The organism is Plantactinospora sp. CA-294935, assembly GCF_050936445.1.
Classification (GTDB): Bacteria; Actinomycetota; Actinomycetes; order Mycobacteriales; family Micromonosporaceae; genus Plantactinospora.
In genome coordinates, this window is record NZ_JBNJMU010000001.1 from 5,326,793 (window position 1) to 5,348,679 (window position 21,887).

A 21,887-nucleotide genomic window follows, 5' to 3' on the forward strand; every position below is an offset into this window, starting at 1 on the left:
CCTACCGCAGTGATCGCAGGTAGGCGATGAGGTCGGGCAGGGCCGCCGCGTCGACCGGCTGCGGCGGCATGGCGTTGCCCGGCTTGATCGTCTGGGAGTTGGCGATCCAGCCGCCCAGGTGTCCGCCGTCGTTCGGCACCGCGCCCGCGCCGAGGCTCCACCGGGAGCCGATCGTGGAAAGGTCCGGTCCGACGGTGCCGTCGGCGGCGGTACCCCGGACGGTGTGGCAGGCGACGCAGGCATTCTGGAGGAAGGCCTCCTGGCCGCGGCGCTCGGCGTCGCTGTCCGGTACCGGGGCCGGCGCGGCGAGCCGGCCCAGCCAGGCGTCGAATTCGGCCCGGGGGTGGGCCACCACCAGGAACGCCATGTGTGCGTGCTGCAGGCCGCAGTACTCGGCGCACTGGCCGCGGTACTCGCCCGGCCGCTGGGCGTGCAGCCAGGTCTCCCGTACCTTGCCGGCGATGAGGTCGGTCTTGGGCATCAGTTGCGGCACCCAGAAGCTGTGCAGGACATCGACGGTGCGCAGCCGGACCAGCACCGGTTCGCCCACGGGGATGTGGATCTCGTTCGCGGTCGCCCCGTCAACCCCCGGGTAGCGCACCTCCCACCACCACTTGTGTCCGGTCACCTCGATCGTGGCCGCCGGTGGTCTGTCCGGCTTTCCCAGCGCGGCCAGGTCTCGCAGGCCGACTCCGAAGACCGCCACCAGCACCACGAAGGGCAGGCCGGCGCCGGCGACGACGACAAACCGGATCGGATCGGAGTGGTTGATCCGGCGGTCCGGCCGGCGGCGAAACACCAGTGCCCAGGCCAGCAGCGCCATGACCTCGGCGAACACTGCGACCGATATCCAGAACAGCAGCCACCAGAAGCCCTCCACCCGCCGGGCACCCGTCCCGGCCGGATCCAATGTGGAGGGCGCGCCGGCGGCGCAGCCCGACGCCAGCAACACGAGCCCGGAGCCGGCGAGCAGAACGAGGCGGCGCCGTCGGTGGCCCGCCCGGTGCCCGCTCACCACCGCGTCACCACCTCTCGCTCGTCCGGTCCGTCGAACCAGGCTAACCAGACAAAGGAGATTATTAGCTCGTTTGGGGATTCAAACCAGTAATCTCCTCTCACTCCTGCATCATCAACACCGTGGGCCTTCCTAGACCGAGATCCGAGAACGACCAGGCCGCCGCTCTTCGTACGCCGCTGACCAGCGGACGGCGTGCGGGCGGCGACCGGCGGAGCCTGGGCTGGCTGGCTGCCGGCCTGGCCGCCGCCGCCACCGCGACCGGCCTGCTGATCGCACCACCCGACGCGCTCCAGGGCGACGCCCAACGACTGATGTACCTGCACGTGCCGGCCGCCTGGACCGCCTACCTGGCGTTCGCTGCGGTCCTCGCCGCCAGTCTCGGCTACCTCGCCACCCGCGACCTGCGCTGGGATCGGTGCGCGCGGGTCGCCGCGGAACTCGGCGTCGGGCTGACCGGGCTGACCATCAGCCTCGGCGCGCTCTGGGGACGGGCGGTCTGGGGTGCCTGGTGGGCCTGGGATCCGCGGCTGGTCAGCACCGCCCTGCTGCTCGTCGTCTACGCCGGCTACCTGGCGCTGCGGCGTGCCCTCGATCTGGCCGACGGAGGCGGTGAGATCCGGATCGCGCACCGGGCCGCCCGGGTCGCCGCGCTGGTCGGAATGGCCAGCTTCGCGCTGGTGCCGCTGGTGCACTTCTCCGTCGTCTGGTGGCGGTCCCTGCACCAGCCCGCGACGATCCTCGCCCCGGAACGTCCTCCGATCGACCCGCTGATGGCGGCCGCGCTGTTGCTGAGCGTCGCCGCGTTCACCGCCACCGCGATGTGGATCTTCCTGCGCCGGCTGGACGCCGTCGAGCGCACCGTCGCCCGTCCGGCTCCGGCGGCGACACCGGAGCTTCTGGAGGCGCGGTGAACGGCTGGCTGGCGGTGTGCACCGGGCTCGTCCTGACCGCCGCCGCGACCGCCTGGGCGGTCCGGTGGAGCGGTTTCCGTCCCCGGACAACCCCGACATCCCGCGCCGGCGCCGCGCCGTATCCTGCTGCCGCCTCACCACCGGCCGCGACCCGGCGATGAGCCGACCGGGCCGCGCCCGCCTTGCCCTGGCCGTGGTGGTCCTCGCCGGCACCGCACTGCTGGTGCACGCCGGTCTCCAAGGCACGCTCAGCTACTACCGGACTCCGACTGAGTTGGCCGGCGATCCGGACGACCGGACCACCCGGACCCGGCTGGGTGGCGCTGTCGTACCCGGCTCTGTCGAGCAGGACGGCGGCCAGACCGTGTTCCGGCTCGCCGCGGACGGCCACGAGATCACCGTACGGCAGACCGGTGTGCCGCCGGACACCTTCCGCGCCGGCCAGGAGGCCGTTGTGGAAGGTGTCCTGGGATCCGACGGCGTCTTCTACGCCGAGCAGGTGCTCGTCAAGCACGGCAACGACTACCGCCCACCGTCACCGCCACCGTCCGGGACGGCGCGGTGACCAGCCAGCTCGGCAGCTGGGCACTCGGCGCCGGCCTCGCCGCCTCGGTCGCGGCGACCCTGCTCTGGCTACGCCTCGCGCTGAACCCGGACGCGCCGCTCCGACCGGCCCGGGCCGCCAGCGGTGCCGGTCTGCTGGCAGCCGCCGTCGCCTGCGGCGCCCTGGAGTGGGCGTTGCTGCGGCCCGACTTCAGCGTCCGGTTCGTCGCCGACAACGGCGGCCGGCAGGTGCCGCTGTACTACTCGGTCACCAGTCTGTGGTCGGCGCTGGACGGTTCGCTGTTGCTCTGGTTGCTGATCCTCGCCGGCTACGCCGGCCTGCTCGCCCGGACCGCGCCGGCCGGGGACCGCCGACTGCACCACTGGGCGATGGCCGTGGTCAGCCTCGTCGCGGTCTTCTTCTTCGCCCTGTCGTACTTCGCAGCCAACCCCTTCCATCCGGTCGAGCCGGTGCCGGCCGACGGGCCGGGCCCCAACCCGCTGCTGCGCGAGCATCCGGCGATGGGGCTGCATCCACCACTGCTGTATGCCGGCTACGTCGGGCTCGTGGTGCCGTTCGGCTACGCCCTCGCCGGGCTGCTGGTCGGGGATGCGGGACGGCGCTGGATCAGTGCGGCCCGGCCGTGGGCGCTGGCCGCCTGGGCGCTGCTCACCGCCGGCATCGCACTCGGCGCCTGGTGGTCGTACGCGGTCCTCGGCTGGGGCGGCTACTGGGCCTGGGACCCGGTGGAAAACGCCTCACTATTGCCCTGGTTGACCGCCACCGCCTTCCTACACACGGTGTTCACCCGTCGTGGTGCGTCCCGGGCCGGCTGGTCGGTTGCGCTGGCCTGCGCCAGCTTCCTGCTCGTCCTGGTCGGCACCTTTCTCACCCGGTCCGGGGTGGTAGCCAGCGTGCACGCCTTCACCGAGTCGCCGCTCGGCCCCCTGCTCCTCGGTTTCCTTCTTCTGGTGTCGATCGGCACGGTGGTCCTGGTCGGCTGGCGGGGCGGGCCCGGGGGCGGTGGCGGCTCCCAGGTCGCGTCACCTGCGTCGCCGCCGCTGTCCCGGGCCACCGCCCTGGTCGGCAACCGGATCCTGCTGACCACCGTCGCCGCCGTGGTGCTGGTCGGCACCGTCCTGCCGGCGGTGGCGGAGGCCGTCTCCGGCACCGCACTCGCGGTGGGTCCGGTCTATTACCACCGCACGGCGGTGCCGCTGGCGATCGGCGTACTGGTCCTGATGGGGCTGGCCGCCCTGTTGCCGTCGAGCGGCACGTCACCGGGTGAGACCGCCCGCCGCGCGGTCGGTCCGGTCGCCGTCGGACTGGCCACCATCGCGGTGACCGGCTTGTCGAGCCGTCCCGGGCCGATGGCCCTGGCCGCCTTCGGCTGTGCCGGCTTCTCGCTGGCCGCCACCGTGGCCGGACTGTGCCGCCGGTCACCCGACAACGGTCGCCGGAGCATCCGGTGGGCGCGGCTCGGCGGCACGACGGCCCATCTCGGAGTCGCGCTCGTCGCCGTCGGTGTCGCCGCCTCCTCCACCTACACCGTCGCGGCGCAACGGCAACTCGCGGTCGGTGAGGCGCTGCGGGTGCCGGGTGCCACGGTACGGCTGACCGCGGTTGACCGGGTCCGCACGGACGCCGGAATGGCGGTCCGGGTCCGGCTGACGCTCGGAGCGGTAGACCGCCCCGACGGGACGCTGGTACCGGAGCTGACATACCACCCGCATCACGACACCACTGTTAGTCTCCCGGCCATTCGGTCGGGACCACTGCGGGACACCTACACCACCCTGCTGGCGGTCTCGGCCGACGGCCGGTCCGCCACCGTCCGGCTGGCGGTCAACCCGATGGTCGCCCTGATTTGGGCCGGCGGATCGCTGTGCGTTCTCGGCGGGCTGCTCGCCCTGGCCCGCCCGTTCGGGCGCAGCCGATCCGTCTCCGGAAGTCGTGCCGGCCGCGACCGGTCGGGGCCGCCGGCGGCGGTCAGCCGTTCCGGCGTGGCGGTACCGGACGGCCCGGGGGAGGTGCCGTGATCGCGTTTGTTCATCGGCGACGACCGGCGTTCTCGCTATTCCGCCTCCGACGGCGGCGGACGCCCCTGACGCTGGTGCTCGGCCTGGTGACGGTGCTCGGGGCGGTCGGGCTGGCTGGCACCCGTGGCGGTGGCCCGGCCGTCGCGCCGGGCGGCGCGGGTGCGGTCGCACCGTCACTGGCCGGACGGACCCTGGCCGGTGCCCCGTTCGACCTCGCCGGGCTGCGGGGACAGGTGGTGCTGGTCAACGTCTTCGCGTCCTGGTGCGGCCCGTGCCAGGACGAACTGCCGCTGCTGATCGACGCGGGACGCCGGTGGTCCGGGCGGGACCTGCGGATGGTGGGCCTCGCCGTCAGGGACAGCGAGGTGGCTATCCGCGCGCTGCTCGACCGGACGGGTGCCCGGGACCTGCCCGTGCTGCCCGATCCGGCCGGCGTTACGGCGGTGGACTGGGGGATACGCGGGGTACCGGAGACGTTCCTGCTGGACCGCTCCGGACGGATCGCCGACCGGATGACCGGGCCGGTCACCACCAGGTGGCTCGACGAGCGGCTGACGCCGCTGTTGGAGTCATGACTCCCCGTCGATTCGCCGCCACCATCGGCCTGACCGTTCTCGTCGTCGCCGCGCTGCTCGGCGTCTGGCGCTCCGTGACACCGACCGGCGACGGTGATCCGGCCCGGCGACTCGCCGCCGAACTGCGCTGCCCAACCTGTCAGGGCGAGTCGGTGGCGGACTCGCGCTCGCCGATCGCCGCCGCGATGCGCGAGGTGATCAGCACCCAGCTCCGTCAGGGCCGTGGTCCGGACGAGATCCGCTCGTATCTGGTCGACCGCTACGGGTCGGAGGTGCTGGCCGCGCCGCCGGTACGGGGCTGGGGGCTGCTGTTGTGGAGCACGCCGGTACTGGGCTTGGCGCTGGCCCTGGTACCGGCCGTTCGGGCCGCCCGTCAGCGTGCCCGCGCCGGTACCACCGGCACCGGGCGTCCGAATCCGTCCCGGCGCGCTCGCGCCGGCCATCGACTCCGGCACGGTGTCACCAGCGTCACCGCTGACCGGCTCTGGCACCTCGGCGCCGCCCTGGTCCTCGCCGTGGTCGGCGCCGTCGCCCTGGCGGCGCCCCACCCCGCTCCGCCGAGCCCCGTTCCCGCCGACCCTGTTACCGATCAGGTGACGCTGGCCCAGTCGTTGGAGACACAGGGGCACTACGCGACAGCGGCCGAGATCTATCGGACGGTGCTGGACCAGCGACCGGCCGACGAGATCCGATTGCGGCTGGCCTTCACACTGATCCGACTCGAACAGCCCGGCGAGGCGGCACGCCTGGCCAGAGCGGTCCTGGCCCACCGCCCCGACAGCCCGGACGGCCTGCTGATCCTGGGACTCGCCCAGCGCGTGACCGATCCGGACAGCGCGAGCGTGACGCTGCGCCGCTTCCTCACCCGGGCGCCGGACCATCCCGCCGCAGCCGAAATCCGCCGACTGCTCGGTAGCGGCTGAACCATCGAGATCCACGAGACAGGCACTACCGGCGGGCGGTCCGTACCGCCGCCAGGAGGTTGCGTAGCTCGGCGCTGAGCCGGCTCGTCCGGCCACCGGCCGCGCTCAGCCGGGTGAGCCCGACGACGGTGAGGAGCACACCGGTGCCCAGGTATCCGGCGGCCAGCAGCAGCGCCGCCCGCCGCGGTGTCCGATCCGACTCCGCCAGCGACAGCACGGCGGCGGATGCCGATCCGAGCCCCAGCACGACGGCGACACCCGCCCCGGCCAGCAGCACGGCGCCCACTCCGGCCCGGCGCAGCGACTCCGCCAGGTCACCCCGGAACCGCGCCGCCTCCTGGACGGCCAACTCCCGGATATCCCGGACGAGTCGATCACCGGGTGACGCCGTCCGGTCAACCGCCTCGCCCGGCCCGTCCGCCTGATACACGCCCTCACCTCCTTGCCCCCGGGGCTACCCCGGCAGCAGGTGTTCATGCCCAGCCCAGCCAGCGCTCGACCGGTCACCCCTCGGGTGTCCGGTCGACGCCGTCCCACCCGCTCGTCCGGTCCCGGAGTTCGTCAACGAGCAACGTGTCACGCCCGACACCGGATCGGTAGGCCGAACGCCCGACGAGTTGTGCCACCACCGGCGCGGACACCAACTGGAACAACACCACCAGGACGAGGGCGAACATCTCGCCGCCAGCGATCTGCGGGGCGACCCCGACACAGATCAGCGCCAGACCGGGCACCTGTGGTTTCGTCGCCGCCTGCAGCCGGGCGGTCGCGTCCGGCAGCCGGGCCAGACCCAGCCCGGCCAGGACCGCCAGTACCCCGCCCGTCACGAGGGCCACCGCCGCCAGTACCTCACCGGCCAGGGTCAGCGGGCCCATCACGCCCCCTCGGTGAACCGCAGGACCGACACCGTGCTGAGAAAACCGACCAGGGCCACCACCACAAGCAGGATCACGTTGGCAGCGGCATCGCGCAGCGCGGCCTCGACAGCTATCCCGCTGATCACCACGACGACCAGGGTGTCGAGGGCGACCAGCCGGTCGTGCAGGGTCGGTCCACGGAACAGCCGTACCAGGGTTAGGAAGCCGGCCACCGCCAGCAAGCCGGCGGTGACGACGAGGGCACTACGCACGATCGCTCCCTTCCGATCCGGACTCCTGACTCTCCGGGATGTCCTCGCCGAGCGTTCTCAGCACGTCGTGGGCCGCCCGGCAGGCGTGGCGGCGAGCCCGTTCCAGTCCCTCGCCACCGCGTACGTCGAGGACGAAGACGTAGATCTCTCCGGCCTCGGGGACGACGCCGAGCACCAGCGTTCCGGGCTCGAGAGAGAGCCGGTTGACCACCACGGTCAACGCGGTGGCCGACGGGCGGCCCACCGGCACCGCCAGCACCGCCGATCGGGTCCGCGGCCCGTGGGCCAGCGTCGCCCAGGCCACCTGGACCGACGAAGCCAGGACGTCCGTCGCGAACCGGACCAGCGACATCGGCAGCCGACGCCACCGTGGACGCGCCACCACCGGTAGTGCGGGCAGCCGACCGGCGGCGAGGCACAGCGGGCCGACCAGAAGCGCCGAGCCGATTGCCAGCAGACTGCTCGACCCCCAGAGCAGCAGCCAGAGCAGAGCCAGCCAGACGGCGAGGGCCAGCCGCTCCAGGACGCCGTTCACTCCACCTCCCGGTGGCCGAGCACCGCGCCGCGGTAGCCGTCCCGGTCCAGTAGGTCGGCTGCCGCCCGCTGGCTCAGGGCCGCCAGCGGCCCGGCGGTCGCCGCGACCGCCAACCCACTCAGGACCGCGGTCAGCGCGGCGAACCGCATGACCCGACCGGGCAGACGGCCACCCGGGGAGCCGGCCGCCGTCGCTCCGCCGGCGTCGACGGGGGCGGCCGACCGGCTCCAGAAGACCCGCAGCCAGATCCGCATCAGCGCGGAGAGCGTGAGCAGGCTGGTGAGCAGGGCGACGGCCGCGGTGGCGAGTACCGCCGGACCGGCCTGCGCCACGGCTGCCTGCAGCAGCGCGAGTTTTCCGACGAACCCCGCGAACGGCGGAAGACCTCCGAGGCTGAACGCCGGAATGAGGAACAGGGCCGCGACCACCGGCGCCGTCGCGGCGAGTCCACCGAGCCGGGCCAGGGAAACGCTCTGCCGCTCCCGTTCGATCAGGCCGCTGACCAGGAAGAGCGCGGTCTGCACGGTGATGTGGTGCACGAGGTAGAGCACCGCACCGGCCAGCCCGGCCACCGAGAAGATAGCGAGCCCGAAGAGCATGAACCCGACGTGCGAGACGAGCGTGAAGGACAGGATCCGGTTGAGGTCGTCCTGGACCAGTGCCCCGAGCACGCCGACCAGCATCGTCAGCGCGGCGATCACCAGGAGCAGCGTCCAGGGCTCCTGCCGGGGGAAGAGGAGAGTCTGCGTCCGGATGATCGCATAGACCGCCACCTTCGTGAGTAGCGCCGCGAAGATGGCGGTCACCGGAGCGGCGGCGGTCGGATAGCTGTCCGGTAACCACCAGTGCAACGGGACCATGGCGGCCTTGATCCCCAGCGCGACGAGCAACAGCAGCGCCAGCAGGCCACGCGTGCCGGGCGGCAGGTCCGCCGTGACCGCGCTGAGTTGGGCGAGGTTGACCGTCCCGGTGACGGCGTAGACGAGTCCGATCGTGGTGAGCAGCAGGATCGAGGCCGTCAGGCTGGAGACGACGTATGTCAGACCGGCCCGGACCCTGTCGCGGGTCGCGCCCAGGATGATCAGGACGTAACTCGCCATCAGCATCACTTCGAATCCGACGAAGAGGGTGAACAGGTCCCCGCTGATCAGCACCAGGGCGATTCCCGCGAGCAGGACCAGGTAGGTCGGGTGGAACACCGAGGGCACGTCTTCGACGCGGCGTTCGGCGCTGCCCTGCCCTACTGCGAAGACCAGCACGACCAGGCACACCAGGACGGCGACGACGAGGACCAGTGCCGAGAAGCGGTCCGCCACCAGGGTGATGCCGAGCGGCGGCTGCCATCCTCCGACCTGGATCGACTGGGTGCCGAGGCCGTCGACCCGGACCAGGAGTAGGACGCTGTCGATCAGTACCACCGCCAACACGCCGATCCCGAGGATCCGCTGCACGACCAGGAAGCCGGCCAGCAGGGCGGAGGCGCCGGCGGCGAGCAGCGGGACCACTACGGGCGCCGAGACCAGGACGGCACCGCTCACGGCCACTCCGCATCAGGCTGCCGGCCACCCAGCCGCCGGTCCTCGACGTCGTCCTGCACGCCGTCCTCCCGGTAGAGCCGCACACTCCGGTCCGTCAGCGCCAGTAGGAGGGCGGTGACCGCGAACGTGATGACCACGGCGGTGAGCGCCATCGCCTGCGGTAGCGGATCCGAAGCGTCCGTCGGGGTGGAGGTGCCGGCCTCGGGAACGTGCTTCGCCGGGCCGCCGGACAACAGCAGGGTGAGGTTGGCCCCGTGGCCGAGCAACACAAATCCGACCACGATCCGCAGCAGTCCGCGTTGCAGCAGGAGGTAGCTCCCTCCGGCGAAGAGCGCCCCGACGATCAGGGAGAGGCTGAGATTGCCCTGGCTCACCGCGCTTCCTCCGCCGACCGGCCCTCGCTGGACCGGCTCCGGTCGTCCTCGCCGAGGCCGCGCAGCACGTCCAGCACGAGACCGATCACGATCGACGCGATTCCTGCCTCGAAGAGCAGCGACGTAGTCAGCTCGAGGTGCGTTACCGGGCCGAAGGTGACCGTCCAGGCGGCGCCGGCGAGGAGTTCGCCGGTCAGCAGCAGGCCGGCTACGCCGTAGCCGGCACAGGTGAGCAGGCCGGCACCGAGCAGGACCTTGGCCGGGACGGGTGCTGCCGCGTCGACCTCGCCGGGACCGCCGGCAAGGCGACGCAGCACCAGGCCGAGGCCGGCGACAAGCCCGGCCGCGAAGCCGCCGCCGGGACGGTGCAGACCGACCAGCAGCAGGTAACCGGCCACGAGCAGCACACTGGGGTACACCATCCGGGTGATGACCTCGAGCAGCACGCTGCGCTGCTCCGGTCGCTGCCGGTCGGCGGCGAGCAGCCGCCGGGAACGGGGCTGGCCGGCGCTCATCTGGTTCCCTCCACGGTCTTGCTAGGGCCGCTCGCCGGTTCCGGGTCTCCGTCGCCAGCAGGGCCGGTGCGGGAGTGACTGGGCCCGGTCCTGCCTCGGCTCGCGAGCACCAGCCCGGCGATCCCTGTCGACGCGACCACGAGCACGGTCACCTCGCCGAGGGTGTCGAGTGCCCGGAACTCGGTCAGAATCACGTTGACGACATTCGGGCCACCCGCCTCCGGCGCCTCCCGGAAGTAGCCCGACGCCGCGCGGGACGGCACGCGAGCGGCGGTCATCGCCAGGGTGACACCGGCCATGAACGCTCCGAGCAGCAAGGCGACGCCGGCGCGCAGCAGACGGGCCGGGGTACGTGCCTGGCGCGTCCTGGGGGGCATGCGCCGCAGTACCAGAACAAAGAGGATCAACGTCAGCGTCTCCACCAGGAACTGAGCCAGCGCGAGATCCGGCGCTCCGTGCACGACGAAGAGCCCGGCGACGAGGTAGCCGACGGCCGAGAGCAGCAGCACCACGACGAGCCGCTGCCGGGCCAGAAGCAGTGCCAGCACGCCTGCGGCCAGTCCGACGCCGAGTACCGCCTGCTCAGGCGCGTCCCAGGCACGGATCTGGCGAGGAAGACCGACATCGGCCAGGAACACGGCGCCGGGACCCAACACCACGACGGTGATGATCACGATGAGGTATCTCGGCAGCGACCCCACCTGTGTGCGGGCCGTCAGGACCCGGGCGGCGGTGATGACGGCTGTGACGAGTCGGTCCTGAACGAGCAAGGCGCCGACGATGCGAGGCCGCAGGAACCTCGCCGCAGGCGTGAGTGGCCTTCGCAGCAGGTGCAGGAGCACGCCCGTGATGAGAGTGAGAAGGGAAAGTCCGAACGGCAGCCCGACGCCATGCCACAACGCGAGCCGGTAGTCCGCGGACGACCCGGTGTAGACCTCCGCGTAGCGGGCGCCGATCGCGCCGGCGGCGGCCGGCAGGCAGCCGAGGGCCAGCCCGGCTCCTGCGCAGGCAAAGGTGGTCGTCAGCGACCAGCGGGACACGTGCCGCAGACGGGCCGGTACGCCGGGGCGATCGGCGAACACGCCCTGGAGGAAACGCACGGTGTAGGCGACCGTCAGCGTGGACCCCACGAGCAGACCGACCAGCACCCATGCTCCGCCCAGACCGTGCCCGATGAACGCGTCGAAGGCGGCTTCCTTGCCGAGGTATCCCACCGTCGGCGGCAGGCCCGCCATGGAAAGGCAGGCCAGGACTGCCACCAGCACAAGTCCGGGTGAAGCGTGTCGTACTCCGCTCAGCTCGCGCAGATCCCGGGTGCCCGCCCCGTGGTTGACGACCCCGACCACGAGGAACAGCGTCGACTTGAACAACGCGTGGGCGAGCAGGACTGTAGCGCCGGCCAGGGCGGCGGTCCGGGTGCCGGCCCCGACCAGGACGAGGATAAAACCGAGTTGTGCGATGGTGCCGAAGGCGAGCAGTCGCTTGAGGTCCGTCTGGACGAGTGCGCGGGTACCGCCGAGCAGCATCGTTGCCAACCCCACTCCGAGGATCAGCGGACGCCACGTCGGAACGTCGGCGAAGCCGGGCGCCAGCCGGGCGACGAGGTACACCCCGGCTTTGACCATCGCCGCGGCGTGCAGGTAGGCGCTGACCGGTGTCGGTGCCACCATGGCCTCGGGCAGCCAGGGATGGAACGGAACCTGGGCGGACTTGGCCACTGCTCCAACGAGGATCAGGACGACGGCGATCGACACCGTGGGACCTCGCGGCGGCGCTGCGAGCAGTGCGGAGATCCGGTATCCGCCCGCCGCGCGTGCCAGGAGGATCAGGCCGAACAGCATGACAAAGCCGCAACCGCTAGTCACCAGTAGAGCACGCAGGGCGGCGCGGCGCGCCGAACGGTGCCGACCGGAGTCGGCGATCAGCAGAAACGAGCAGACGGTCGTCAGCTCCCACGCCACGTACAGCGCAAGCAGGTGATCGGCCATGACGAGGGCCAGCATCGCCCCGGCGAAGAGCACCAGCGCGGCGCTGACCTGGCCCAGCCCGTTTCGTCGGCCGGCGAAATACCGGACCGCATAGAGCAGGACGACGGTACCGACGCCGCTGACGACCAGTCCGAGCAGCAGGGCCAGCGCGTCCAGCCGCAGCGACAACTCGAGATTGAGCGCCGGGGCCCAGGCGAAGGAGAACCTCCGCTCCTGGCCGGCAAGCACATCTGGTAGCGCGGTCAGCAACCATCCGAAACCGACCGCGGGGGCGACCGCGCCGAGGGCCAGGACCCGGGCGCCCCAGCGTCGAGCGAGCCCGGCGCAGGTAGCCGCGACGAGCAGGTGTATTCCGAGGACGGCCGCCATGCCGAGCTATCGGGCGAGTTCGGGCCGAACAACAAGCCGCGGATGAATCGACACGGCATTCTCTCCTTCGCTGATCCTACCGTTCCGCCCAGCTCTGGTCGGAAACGCGGCATACCCGCCGACTTCCCCCGAAAACCTGCCTCGGCAACGAACGGGTGGATCTGCACCAGCGCTCACATTCGCCGCATGCGGTGGCGCGGTGTGTGCGAGGATGAACGGGCATATTGGCGGAAATCGGACGAGGTGGACGAGATGAAGGTCCTACTGGTGCATCCGAGCGTCCTGATGTACTCGGAGCTGTTCCTCCGCCTGGAGCCGTTGGGTCTCGAGTGCGTGGCCGCCGCGCTACGGGAGGCCGGCCACGACGTGCGGCTCGTCGATCTGCAGACCCACACCAAGGCCGAGCTGGCCAGGGAATTCCTGAACTTCGGGCCGGACGCGGTCGGCTTCGGGCTCAACTACCTGGCGAACGTTCCCGAGGTCATCGAGCTGGCTCGCTGGTTCAAGGAACAGCCGCCGTCGCCCTACGTCTTCGTGGGCGGGCATTCGGTCTCGTTCATCGCCGAGCACATCCTGGGGCAGGCCGAGGGAGTGATCGACGCCGTCGTGCGGGGCGAGGGAGAGACCGGCTCGGTGGCGCTGCTGGCCGCCGAGCGCGACGGCGCTGCCCACGAGGCACCCGGCGCCGTGACCCTCCAGGGCCGCGGTCCGCAACCGAAACTGCTGGACTCGATCGACGCGCCACGCCCGGCCCGCGACCTGGTCCGCCGCCGTAACCGCTACTTCATCGGGGTCCTCGACCCCGCGGCCTCCGTCGAGTTCACTCGGGGCTGCCCCTGGGACTGCTCTTTCTGCTCGGCCTGGACGTTCTACGGCCGCAGCTACCGCAAGGTCTCCGCCCCGGTCGCCGCCGAGGAGATAGCCAGGATCAGTGAGCCCGGCATATTCATTGTCGACGATGTTGCCTTCATTCGACCCGAACACGGGCACGCGATCGCAGCCGAACTGGAGCGCCGCAAGATCCGCAAACAGTACTATCTGGAGACTCGGGCCGACGTACTGCTGCGGAACACGGACGTATTCGCCCGATGGAAGAGACTCGGCCTGAACTACATGTTCCTCGGCATGGAGGCACTGGACGCCGAGGGACTGGACCTCTTCCGCAAACGCATCAGCCCGGACGAGAACATGAAGGCGCTGGAACAGGCCAGAAAGCTCGGCCTCTCGGTCGCCATCAACCTGATCGTCGACCCGCAGTGGGACTGCGAACAGTTCCGACTCGTCCGCGAATGGGCTCTGAGTGTGCCGGAAATCGTCCACCTTTCGGTGATGACGCCCTACCCGGGCACGGAGATCTGGCACACCCAGTCCCGAGAGCTCACCACCTTTGACTACCGGCTGTTCGACATCCAGCATGCGGTGACGCCGACCCGGCTGCCGCTGCACGAGTTCTACCGGGAACTGGTACGCACGCAGTCGGTGATCAACCGTAAGCACCTCGGTGTCGTCGCGCTGGCCCGGACCGCCGGACTGGTCTCCCGCCTCCTGGCGCGTGGCCAGACCAACTTTGCCAGGATGCTGTGGGGGTTCTCCCGGGTGTACAACCCGGGTCGGCTCCACGCGGAGCACCAGCGGCCGGTCCGATACCAACTTCCGCAACCCCAACCGCAACCGGTGGGGCCGCGTGATCGCAAACAGCTCTACATACACCTCGACCGCCCCGCCGGGCCGAGAACGGCACGGCTGCGCTCGAGGCATCCTCCCGTGACCAACGCCGCCACCGACTCTCCCGAGTCGGGAACCGGCGCATCAACCGGGTCCTGCACATCATGACCATCGTCCAGCTCCGCCGTGGCACTCCCGGCCGCGCCTACTACCGGCGCCGCCTCGCCGAGGGCAAGACGACGATTGGAAGCGTTCCGTGCGCTCAAACGGTGGCGGCGATTCCGGTGCGTCCAGCCAAGCCGTTGGAAACGGCTAGTGATCGAGGCATGCACACAATGTAATGGTTGCCAATAGGTTCCGGAGCGGTTCTCACGGAATCCGACACAGCTAGTGCTATGACTGGAGCCGTTGGCCGGGTTGCACGACGCACCGGTCAGCGTTCGCGGTTCGGCCGTGGTTAGGAGTCGGACTGTCGGGAGAACGATTGATGAGAGTCAGCGGTGTGATGCATCCGGCGCCGGGCGTTGACTGTGCGCTCGACGCCGGTCCGCAGTGCCTACTTCCTCTTGTTCTTGCGGGTCACAGCCGAGGAACGTGTACGCCATGCCGAGTGGGTACGGCGCTGCACCAGGTGCCGGCCCGCTCCGGTGTAGCCCGCCAACCAGCATCTTCGCGTTCAAGGATCTCGGAGACGTCCGGAGCTTGGACGGGCTTGGCGATGTAGTAGGTGGTGCGGTCACGCAGCTTGACCTTCAGCGCCCGTTCGGCGGCCGGGCCGCTGGTACCGGTCGCCTCGATGTCGCGAGTCATGCCGTCGTGGTCGCGGAACCGGGCCCGGGCGCGAAACCGGTTGGGCCGGAGCTTCTCGGTGCGGATCTTGCCCCAGGTGCCGATGGGCAGTTCAGGTCGTGCCACGGCTTACCGTTCCGGGTCGGTGTGGTCGTCGAGCCAGCGCTCGATGTCGCTGCGCCGGTAGCGCAGGGTGTTGCCGACGCGGATGGCGCGTGGGCCCTTGCCTCGGCTGTGCCAGGCGTAGAGGGTGTTCTTCGGCTTGCCCAGCCAGACGGCGACATCGTCGATGGTGAGCAGGGGGTCGGGCCGCCATTCGGGGGCGGTCGACGCGCTCATGGCCGGTCTGCCGTGTCGGACGGGCCAGGCGGCGGGAGCGGTTCGCCAGGCGGCATGGACACCGGTGCGGCGTGCGAGTAGGGCGGGCATGGATCGGGCGTCCTTTTAGCGCGTACCTCAGATTGGGATTCGTCAAAGTCATTGCGGCTGGTAGCGCCTGTTGGCGCGGCGGCACCGTAGCTTGACTCACCGCCATCGGTCGATCCTGTGCTGACATCGTTCTCCGCGATTCGGGTCACGTCGCGGGAACCGTCGTGGCGTCGTCTCGTGAGTCGCTGGGGGTCGTGATCGGTCGGAGTTGGGGCAGATTCAGCCATCGCGACTCCCGGAGCGGTAAAGACCATCAAGTCGACGTGGAAGCCTTGGTCGCCGTGACCGGGTGATCTGGAACCAGGTGGGCGTGCCCACCGGTTCCCTCGGTCGCCCACCGTGTGTGGGTGGTGCACGCTACTGGACTATTGCGGGTCCGATCAGTCCGGCACCGGGCCGGGGTGGTTTGCCAGGCGTGTCGCCCGCCGGACGGGTCTCTGGACTATTGCGGGTCCGATCAGTCCGGCACCGGGCCGGGGTGGTTTGCCAGGCGTGTCGCCCGCCGGACGGGTCTACACGCTGATGAGTTCGAGGCTGCGGGCGGGCCGTGGTGCGCACTGGTGCTTCGAGCCGCCGTCGATTGTTGTCAATGGGCAGGATGCTTGGGCCAGGTCCAGGCGACTCTTGCGATTGCGAGGAGGATCGTCATCTCGATGACAGTCCCGAGGATGTAGTAAATCCACGTTCCGCCGACGATCGTCACGGCCACGGATACCACATAGATCAGGCTGACGACGATGTTGGCCACTCTGTTTATCTTTGCTCGGGCGAAGAGCGAGACGATGACCATCAGGCATGGAATCACGATGAAGATCGTAGTGAAGACGAGGAAAGCCTGATTGATCTCTAAACCTGTGCCGGATACCTTGCCGGCGAGTACTCCGTTGATCACGTCGGCCCGGAAGAAACCGAAGATGTCGACGTACGCGAACACGAAGAGCAGGGAGATCCATAAACCACAGAGCGCGACCTTCACATCCACCTTCGTATCGTGAAGCTCTGTTGCCCGATTCCTGTCCACCGACGGTCTCCTTCTGTTGGTGAGCCGAGTAGAGCCGAACGGTTTCCAGTTTCGAGAGGACCGACGCGGAGCACACGAGTCCTGTGGCCAAGGTTGACCTGGCCGATGGGCCAGGTCAGGGACTGTTCCTGGGGCTGTCCCGCCGCCATCGCGCAATCGCTACTGTGACAGTCATGTGGAATGCCGCGACGGCGGTGTGGGCCGAACCCGCCGGGAAGAACCCGCCGGCGCGCGGCCGGGACGACTGGGTGTTCGCCGCGATCGTGATGGCCGGAGTCGCGCTTGAAGCGGTCCTGCGTCGTGATCTGGTATGGCGACCGGTCGCCGTCGCCTTCGGATGCGGACTGGCGGTTGCGGTCCTGTTCCGGCGAACCCATCCGCTGTCGGTCGTGGCGTTCGCCTTCGGCACGTTCGCGGCGCTGGATGTGGCCACGTTCGTCGCGGGCGCCGAACCGGTGGTGTTGCACAGCGGATGGGCTGTGTTGATACTTGCCTACCCGCTTTTCAGATGGGGTGCTGGCCGCGACGCCGCCATCGGGCTCGCCATCATGGCTGTCGCTGTCAGCGCCAGCGTCAGCACCGATTTCACCGGGGTCGCCGAGACGATCGCCGGGACTGCGGTGTTGCTGTTCACGGCGGCACTGGGGGTGTCCATCCGCTACCGGGTCACAGCTCGCGAGCAGATGGTCGAGCATGCCAAGCTGCAAGAGCGAGAGCATCTGGCGAGGGAACTGCACGACACCGTCGCCCATCACGTCTCCGCGATCGCGATCCAGGCTCAGGCCGGACTGTTCCTCGCGCGGTCGTCGTCGCTCAGCGGGGCAACCGAGGCTTTGGAGACCATCGACCGCGAGGCAGCCCGAACGCTCGCGGAGATGCGCACGATGGTCAGCGCACTCCGGGACCGCCAGAAGCGGCCCGCCATGGCCCCCCAACGCCGCATTGCCGACATCGAACGTCTGGCCGCGAACAGCACCGACTCGCTTCGCATCGACGTGGAGCTGCGCGGTGAACTGACGAATCTCCCACCGGCTCTGGAGGCCGCCATCTACCGGGTCACGCAAGAATCGGTCACCAACGCCCAGCACCACGCACAGCAGGCAACCCGGGTCGAGGTCACCGTGATCGGAAGCGCCACCGACGTGCAGGTGACGGTCAGCGACGACGGCGCCCGCACCACGCCCGCCCCGAACCAACCCGGGTACGGGCTGGTCGGCATGACCGAGCGAGTCACCCTACTGGGTGGGACGCTCACGGCCGGACCGAATCCGGATCGCGGTTGGGGCGTCCGGGCGGTTCTCCCACGCCACGGCACGGCGATATGACCATTCGCGTCCTCATCGCCGATGACCAGGGCATAGTCCGTGCGGGACTGTCAACAATCCTCAACGGTCAGCCTGACATCGACGTGATCGGGCAGGCCGCCGACGGACGTGAAGCCGTCACGCTCGCTCGCGAACTGCGACCCGACGTCTGCCTACTCGACATTCGCATGCCGAACCTCGACGGCATCGAAGCCACTCGCCTGCTCGCCGGACCAGGAAACGCCGATCCGATCGCCGTCGTGGTGATCACCACCTTCGACACCGACGAGTACATCTACGGAGCCCTCAAGGCAGGTGCCCGAGGCTTCCTCCTCAAAGGCGCCGAACCCGACCAACTGATCCAGGCAATCCACGCCGCAGTCCGAGGCGATGTGCTCATCGACCCAGGGGTCACCGGTCGACTCCTCGCCACTTTCTCGACCAACACCCCCGCCACCGCGCCCGCCCAACCCATCGACGCCCTCACAGAACGTGAGGAGGACGTGCTCCGCAGGGTCGCGCGAGGAAGGACCAACGCCGAGATCGCCGAAGAACTTCACATCAGCATCAGCACCGTCAAGTTCCACGTCACCAGTCTCATGACCAAACTCGCTGCCCGAAACCGAGTCGAACTCGCCATGTGGGCCTACGAAACGAACCGCATGAAGTAGACCGCCATCGGGCAACCTCGGCCGGAATCCCGGCAATCCGCGATCCCTACGGTCAAGGCGTGGACCAGACATGCCGGACAATCCAAGCAGCAAGCCGCCTGCGCATGATCACGTGCACGCACATCGGCAAGAGCGTGCGCCGGCCAGGCTGGCTGGGTGCACGGGTGTGTCAGACACACACGAAGGGCTCTGGCTCACATTCGGTGGTAACGGTCGGTAGCGGCGCCGCGAGCCGTGCTCGCGAGCCTCCGGCGCTGACTCTTCAAGGCTGGTCGGCTTCGAGGGAGAAGACCAACCATGATCCGCAGGAAGCTTTATCCCGTTCCGTCCAATTTGGTCACGATCGTCGCTCACGCAAGCAATCCGCTACACGCCGCTACCACCGAATGTGAGACAGGGCCGAATGTGAGACAGGGCCGTTAGTTGTACACACCCACCGGCGGTGGGTAGCTCGGGGTTGTCCGGCCGTCGGCGCGGAAGCTCTCCGGTGGACCGAGGTAGCTGGTGCGCAGGCCCCCGGTGTCCAGGATCAGTTTCTGCACCACCACGGTGGGATCGACCAGCCAGAACTTGACGGTGTGTTTTCCAGGGGTAGCCACGGTGAAGGTGGTTGAGGTTCGGTTGACGGCGTCGAGGGTGTTGCGTGCCCAGCCGTTGTTCATGGCGGTGTCGTCCGACCCGGTGGCGGTGGTGGCATTGATGACCTTGGGTTCCTGGTCGTCGATGGAGATCGCGTACTTGAGGCCGTCGCCCGGCCGGACGTTGTTCCTCGGTGACAGGTACGACCACAGGGTGACCGCCCCCGCCTTGGTGAGGTTCACGTCGTACTCCAGACGGGGGCTGTTGCCACCCGGGGTCTGGTTGGGGCCGGTGACGGAGCTGGCCCGCATCCCGGACTCGGTACGCCCGATGTCCGGGACAACTTGCCAGGAGACGCCGTTGCCGTTGACCGCGGTGGTGTAGTGGTCGGCGTCCATCGAGACGTAGCCGCCGGCCTCCACGAAACCGGTGAGCGGTGCGGGCGGGTTGGTGGGCTTGATGACGGTGGCCTGGACGGTGACGGTCCTACCCGCGCCGGTGACGGTGATCGGGACGGTGGTGGTGCCGGCGGGGGCCTGGCTCCAGTCCACGCTCAGCACTGAGCGGGCCTGCTTGCTGACGGTGCCACTGCTGTTGGTGGCCTTCAGCCAACCGACCGAGGGGGTGACCCGGTAGGTGAAGGCGGTGGTGCCGCGGTTGAACACGTCGATGTACTGCGCCGGTGCGGTCTGGTACGGGCTGAATGCGGGCAGCACCGGTGTGCCGGACGCATTTGGCCACCAGTTCAGCGACCCGTCGATGGCGACGCCCAACGATGCCGCGCTCGGGACTGTGATCCGTTGGACCGCTGGGTAGATGGCGTCGATGGCCGGTTCGTTCCAGCCGTTCCCGATCTTCGCGACGTCCCCGTAGCCGAATTTGGCCTGGGACTGCCAACCCGTCCACTTTCCACCGGCCAGGGTGGTGTTGTAGTAGGTCTGCATCGCCTTGTCGTCGTTGAACCGTGCCTCCGCGGTAGCGGCGAGATCGTTGGTCGAGGCTCGGCCCTGGGCGGCGTAGAGCCGGTTGAGGAACTGGGCTTGCCGTAGGTGGTACATGTTGGCGGTGGCCTTGATCGCGTAGTAGACCAGGCCGTAGTAGGCGTCCTGGTCCGCGGCCGGCAGGCCGGCCTTGATCTGGTCGGCGCGGGCCAGCAGGGCGTCCCAGTCTGCGGTGACCCGGTTCAGTTCGTCGTAGTTCTCGATGCTGAACGGTGTCATTGTGTCGTCGACCGTGACCGTGCCCGTGCTGCCCGTGTACCGGCGGTTGGTCGCCTCCGGTTTGCGGCGGGCCTGCAACCGGCCGTAGTCGTAGACCAGATCACCGACCGCGGCGGCTGCGGCGCCACCGAAGTTCTGCGCCGCGTATCGGCGGGTCCAGTCATCGATGCCGTCCGCCTGCACGGAGTTCGGATCCCAGGCGTAGTCCAGGAAGAATTGCGTTGGAGCCTCCTCGTTCTTCAGGTCACCGGCATTGACCACCCACAGCCGGTCGATGCCCGAGGTGTAGGCGGTGTGCAACTGCTCCCAGGTGTTCGCCAGGTTGATCGTGTCAACCCATTGGTAATTACGGCCGAGGCCTTCGTAGTCAAAGTGGTAGTACATGCCGTAACCGCCGGCGCGGGCCGGCATGCTGCGGTCCGGCACCTTGCGGATGTTGCCCCAGTTGTCGTCGGTGAAGACCACCGTAACGTCGTCCGGCGGGCGTAGCCCTTGGTCCCAGTACCGCTGGACCTCTTTGTAGAGCGTGAAGACCTGCGGGATCTGGTGCAGCGGCTTGCTGCTCTCCTCGTCCAGGATTTGCCGTTCGGCGGAGATGATGTTGCGCATCAGGTCGATCCCGGGGCCGTCGGGCAGGCTGGTGTCACCGTTGCCACGCATGCCGAGGGTGACGACGCCCTCGAAGCCTTGCTGCTCCATCCGCTTGATGCCGTCTCGCCAGTACGCCTTGACCGCGGTGGAGTTGTTGACGAAACTCCACTGCCCGTTGCCGCCGTACGCGTTGGGGTGGCGGTTCCATTCCTCGATTCCGCGCATCATGGGCGCCTCGTGGGAGGTTCCCATTACCACGCCGTACCGGGTTGCGGTCGCATGGTTGTCCGGGTCGTCCTCGGCGAACGCTCGTCCCCACACCGCCGGCCACAGGTAGTTCGCCTTCAAGCGCAGCGCGGTCTCGAAGACCTTCTCGTAGTACTTCTTGGTCAGGCCTGCGGGGCAGCAGGGCGCCAGACCGGGTCCGAACGTCGCGCGCGCCCAGTTCCCGGTCGACGGGTTCTCGTCATTGATGAAGAACCCACGGTACTTCACCGCGGGGGTCCCCTGCGTGTGCACGCCCGGGGTGACGTAGATCGTGCTGTTCTTGCGGGCCGGCACATCGTTCCAGTACCACCAGGGCGACACCCCGATCCGCCGGGACATGTCGTAGACGCCGTAGATGGTGCCCCGCTGGTCGCTGCCGGCGATCACCAACGCCTTGCTGACCCCGGGCAGTGGGTTGTCCACCACCTGTTGCAGCGACGTCTCCCACTTGCCCCGCACCGTGCTGACATCGAGCTTGCCGCCGGACACCAGTCCGTCGATGAGGCGACTCTTCCCTATCGTCCCCACCAGGACCGCTTCGCCGTTGGTAGGCGTCGTGTTCGACAACGCCGGCTGTACGCCGGTGACCTTCTGCACGTCGCTGCGCAGGTCGTTGACGACCCGGACGACACCGGCGTAGTCGCCGCCGTCCACGACCAGTGGCGCGGCCTTGCCGTCGCCCGCCACCGCGAAGCCGCCGCTGACCGGCTCGAACGAGATGTACTCGCCGTCGGCTGCGCTGGCCTGCTGCGATGTCGCCACCACGGTTGCCGCGGCGACACCGACCAATAGCAACGACAGCGCGCCGGCCACAGCACGCGGTCGTCGACGCCCGCGCCGTCGACCGACGGGCTTTGCGTCCACGCTCCAGATCCGTTTCATACTGCCTCCTT

At 69.3% G+C, this 21,887-nt stretch carries 20 protein-coding genes and 2 pseudogenes; 8 read left to right on the forward strand and 14 right to left on the reverse strand.

The features are described from left to right. Nucleotide 1: 1 nt before the first annotated feature. Entirely contained in the window at nt 2-1,015 is a 1,014-nt protein-coding gene (gene coxB, locus ACQEVC_RS23855; RefSeq protein WP_432881281.1) for a cytochrome c oxidase subunit II, read from the reverse strand. Between the two features lie 122 nt (nt 1,016-1,137). On the opposite strand from coxB, the gene ccsA reads away from it, so the two are divergent. From ccsA to ACQEVC_RS23880, 5 genes are all read left to right on the forward strand, one after another. After that, nucleotides 1,138-1,929 (forward strand): cytochrome c biogenesis protein CcsA, encoded by a 792-nt coding sequence (gene ccsA / locus ACQEVC_RS23860; RefSeq protein ID WP_432881284.1) that lies wholly within the window; start codon nt 1,138-1,140, stop codon nt 1,927-1,929. Nucleotides 1,930-2,086: 157 nt separating this feature from the next. Next, entirely contained in the window at nt 2,087-2,494 is a 408-nt protein-coding gene (locus ACQEVC_RS23865; RefSeq protein WP_432881286.1) for a cytochrome c maturation protein CcmE, read from the forward strand. Continuing rightward, nucleotides 2,491-4,512 carry a heme lyase CcmF/NrfE family subunit gene (locus tag ACQEVC_RS23870; protein ID WP_432881289.1) on the forward strand — a complete coding sequence of 674 codons (2,022 nt, stop codon included), beginning with the start codon at nt 2,491-2,493 and terminating at the stop codon, nt 4,510-4,512. The genes ACQEVC_RS23865 and ACQEVC_RS23870 overlap by 4 nt, the downstream gene beginning before the upstream one ends. 74 nt (nt 4,513-4,586) lie before the next feature. After that, nucleotides 4,587-5,087, forward strand: a complete 501-nt coding sequence (locus ACQEVC_RS23875) for a TlpA family protein disulfide reductase (RefSeq protein WP_432881291.1) — start codon at nt 4,587-4,589, stop codon at nt 5,085-5,087. Next, nucleotides 5,084-6,010: a cytochrome c-type biogenesis protein CcmH gene (locus ACQEVC_RS23880; RefSeq protein WP_432881293.1), complete on the forward strand. Its 927-nt coding sequence runs from the start codon at nt 5,084-5,086 to the stop codon at nt 6,008-6,010. The genes ACQEVC_RS23875 and ACQEVC_RS23880 overlap by 4 nt, the downstream gene beginning before the upstream one ends. A 25-nt stretch (nt 6,011-6,035) precedes the next feature. Here the strand turns inward: ACQEVC_RS23880 and ACQEVC_RS23885 are convergent, their stop codons facing one another. From ACQEVC_RS23885 to ACQEVC_RS23925, 9 genes and pseudogenes are all read right to left on the reverse strand, one after another. Beyond that, nucleotides 6,036-6,440 carry a phage holin family protein gene (locus ACQEVC_RS23885; protein ID WP_432881296.1) on the reverse strand — a complete coding sequence of 135 codons (405 nt, stop codon included), beginning with the start codon at nt 6,438-6,440 and terminating at the stop codon, nt 6,036-6,038. Between the two features lie 73 nt (nt 6,441-6,513). Continuing rightward, nucleotides 6,514-6,885 carry a cation:proton antiporter gene (locus ACQEVC_RS23890; RefSeq protein WP_432881298.1) on the reverse strand — a complete coding sequence of 124 codons (372 nt, stop codon included), beginning with the start codon at nt 6,883-6,885 and terminating at the stop codon, nt 6,514-6,516. After that, the gene (locus ACQEVC_RS23895; RefSeq protein WP_432881301.1) at nt 6,885-7,139 is read right to left on the reverse strand and encodes a monovalent cation/H+ antiporter complex subunit F; all 255 of its coding nucleotides are present in this window, start codon (nt 7,137-7,139) and stop codon (nt 6,885-6,887) included. Before ACQEVC_RS23895 ends, ACQEVC_RS23890 begins: the two co-directional genes overlap by 1 nt. Then, entirely contained in the window at nt 7,132-7,674 is a 543-nt protein-coding gene (locus ACQEVC_RS23900) for a Na+/H+ antiporter subunit E (RefSeq protein ID WP_432881303.1), read from the reverse strand. The genes ACQEVC_RS23895 and ACQEVC_RS23900 overlap by 8 nt, the downstream gene beginning before the upstream one ends. After that, nucleotides 7,671-9,212: a Na+/H+ antiporter subunit D gene (locus ACQEVC_RS23905; RefSeq protein ID WP_432881306.1), complete on the reverse strand. Its 1,542-nt coding sequence runs from the start codon at nt 9,210-9,212 to the stop codon at nt 7,671-7,673. The genes ACQEVC_RS23900 and ACQEVC_RS23905 overlap by 4 nt, the downstream gene beginning before the upstream one ends. Beyond that, nucleotides 9,209-9,586: a sodium:proton antiporter gene (locus ACQEVC_RS23910; protein ID WP_432881309.1), complete on the reverse strand. Its 378-nt coding sequence runs from the start codon at nt 9,584-9,586 to the stop codon at nt 9,209-9,211. The genes ACQEVC_RS23905 and ACQEVC_RS23910 overlap by 4 nt, the downstream gene beginning before the upstream one ends. Then, nucleotides 9,583-10,101, reverse strand: coding sequence for an MnhB domain-containing protein (locus ACQEVC_RS23915; RefSeq protein WP_432881312.1), 519 nt, complete (start codon nt 10,099-10,101; stop codon nt 9,583-9,585). Before ACQEVC_RS23915 ends, ACQEVC_RS23910 begins: the two co-directional genes overlap by 4 nt. Further along, entirely contained in the window at nt 10,098-12,122 is a 2,025-nt protein-coding gene (gene mbhE, locus ACQEVC_RS23920; protein WP_432891667.1) for a hydrogen gas-evolving membrane-bound hydrogenase subunit E, read from the reverse strand. The genes ACQEVC_RS23915 and mbhE overlap by 4 nt, the downstream gene beginning before the upstream one ends. 48 nt (nt 12,123-12,170) lie before the next feature. Continuing rightward, a pseudogene (locus ACQEVC_RS23925) lies at nt 12,171-12,458 on the reverse strand (Na+/H+ antiporter subunit A); the annotation flags it as partial. On the opposite strand from ACQEVC_RS23925, the gene hpnR reads away from it, so the two are divergent. Beyond that, nucleotides 12,435-14,291 (forward strand): hopanoid C-3 methylase HpnR, encoded by a 1,857-nt coding sequence (gene hpnR, locus ACQEVC_RS23930; RefSeq protein WP_432881314.1) that lies wholly within the window; start codon nt 12,435-12,437, stop codon nt 14,289-14,291. The pseudogene ACQEVC_RS23925 and the gene hpnR sit on opposite strands and share 24 nt — an antisense overlap. Nucleotides 14,292-14,855: 564 nt before the next feature. Here hpnR and ACQEVC_RS23935 read toward each other — a convergent pair. From ACQEVC_RS23935 to ACQEVC_RS23945, 3 genes and pseudogenes are all read right to left on the reverse strand, one after another. After that, nucleotides 14,856-15,038 (reverse strand): annotated as a pseudogene (locus tag ACQEVC_RS23935) (site-specific integrase); the annotation flags it as partial. Between the two features lie 3 nt (nt 15,039-15,041). Then, nucleotides 15,042-15,251 carry a helix-turn-helix transcriptional regulator gene (locus ACQEVC_RS23940; RefSeq protein ID WP_432881316.1) on the reverse strand — a complete coding sequence of 70 codons (210 nt, stop codon included), beginning with the start codon at nt 15,249-15,251 and terminating at the stop codon, nt 15,042-15,044. A 676-nt stretch (nt 15,252-15,927) separates the two neighbouring features. Then, entirely contained in the window at nt 15,928-16,362 is a 435-nt protein-coding gene (locus tag ACQEVC_RS23945) for a DUF6326 family protein (RefSeq protein ID WP_432881319.1), read from the reverse strand. 173 nt (nt 16,363-16,535) lie between these two features. Here ACQEVC_RS23945 and ACQEVC_RS23950 point away from each other — a divergent pair, with 173 nt between their 5' ends. Next, nucleotides 16,536-17,687 (forward strand): sensor histidine kinase, encoded by a 1,152-nt coding sequence (locus tag ACQEVC_RS23950; protein ID WP_432881322.1) that lies wholly within the window; start codon nt 16,536-16,538, stop codon nt 17,685-17,687. Then, complete coding sequence (locus ACQEVC_RS23955) at nt 17,684-18,337, forward strand: response regulator (protein WP_432881325.1); 654 nt, start codon at nt 17,684-17,686, stop codon at nt 18,335-18,337. The genes ACQEVC_RS23950 and ACQEVC_RS23955 overlap by 4 nt, the downstream gene beginning before the upstream one ends. Nucleotides 18,338-18,756: 419 nt before the next feature. Here the strand turns inward: ACQEVC_RS23955 and ACQEVC_RS23960 are convergent, their stop codons facing one another. Further along, nucleotides 18,757-21,876 (reverse strand): glycosyl hydrolase 115 family protein, encoded by a 3,120-nt coding sequence (locus ACQEVC_RS23960; RefSeq protein WP_432881328.1) that lies wholly within the window; start codon nt 21,874-21,876, stop codon nt 18,757-18,759. Nucleotides 21,877-21,887: the final 11 nt, after the last annotated feature.

What these genes read in the sequence shown, in the direction of transcription:
- ACQEVC_RS23880 (WP_432881293.1), top strand. Translation starts at nt 5,084, where the DNA reads ATGACTCCCCGTCGATTCGCCGCCACCATCGGCCTGACCGTTCTCGTC.
- ACQEVC_RS23865 (WP_432881286.1), top strand. Translation starts at nt 2,087, where the DNA reads ATGAGCCGACCGGGCCGCGCCCGCCTTGCCCTGGCCGTGGTGGTCCTC.
- ACQEVC_RS23890 (WP_432881298.1), bottom strand. Translation starts at nt 6,885, where the DNA reads ATGGGCCCGCTGACCCTGGCCGGTGAGGTACTGGCGGCGGTGGCCCTC.
- ACQEVC_RS23915 (WP_432881312.1), bottom strand. Translation starts at nt 10,101, where the DNA reads ATGAGCGCCGGCCAGCCCCGTTCCCGGCGGCTGCTCGCCGCCGACCGG.
- ACQEVC_RS23950 (WP_432881322.1), top strand. Translation starts at nt 16,536, where the DNA reads ATGTGGAATGCCGCGACGGCGGTGTGGGCCGAACCCGCCGGGAAGAAC.
- ACQEVC_RS23955 (WP_432881325.1), top strand. Translation starts at nt 17,684, where the DNA reads ATGACCATTCGCGTCCTCATCGCCGATGACCAGGGCATAGTCCGTGCG.
- ACQEVC_RS23960 (WP_432881328.1), bottom strand. Translation starts at nt 21,876, where the DNA reads ATGAAACGGATCTGGAGCGTGGACGCAAAGCCCGTCGGTCGACGGCGC.
- ACQEVC_RS23940 (WP_432881316.1), bottom strand. Translation starts at nt 15,251, where the DNA reads ATGAGCGCGTCGACCGCCCCCGAATGGCGGCCCGACCCCCTGCTCACC.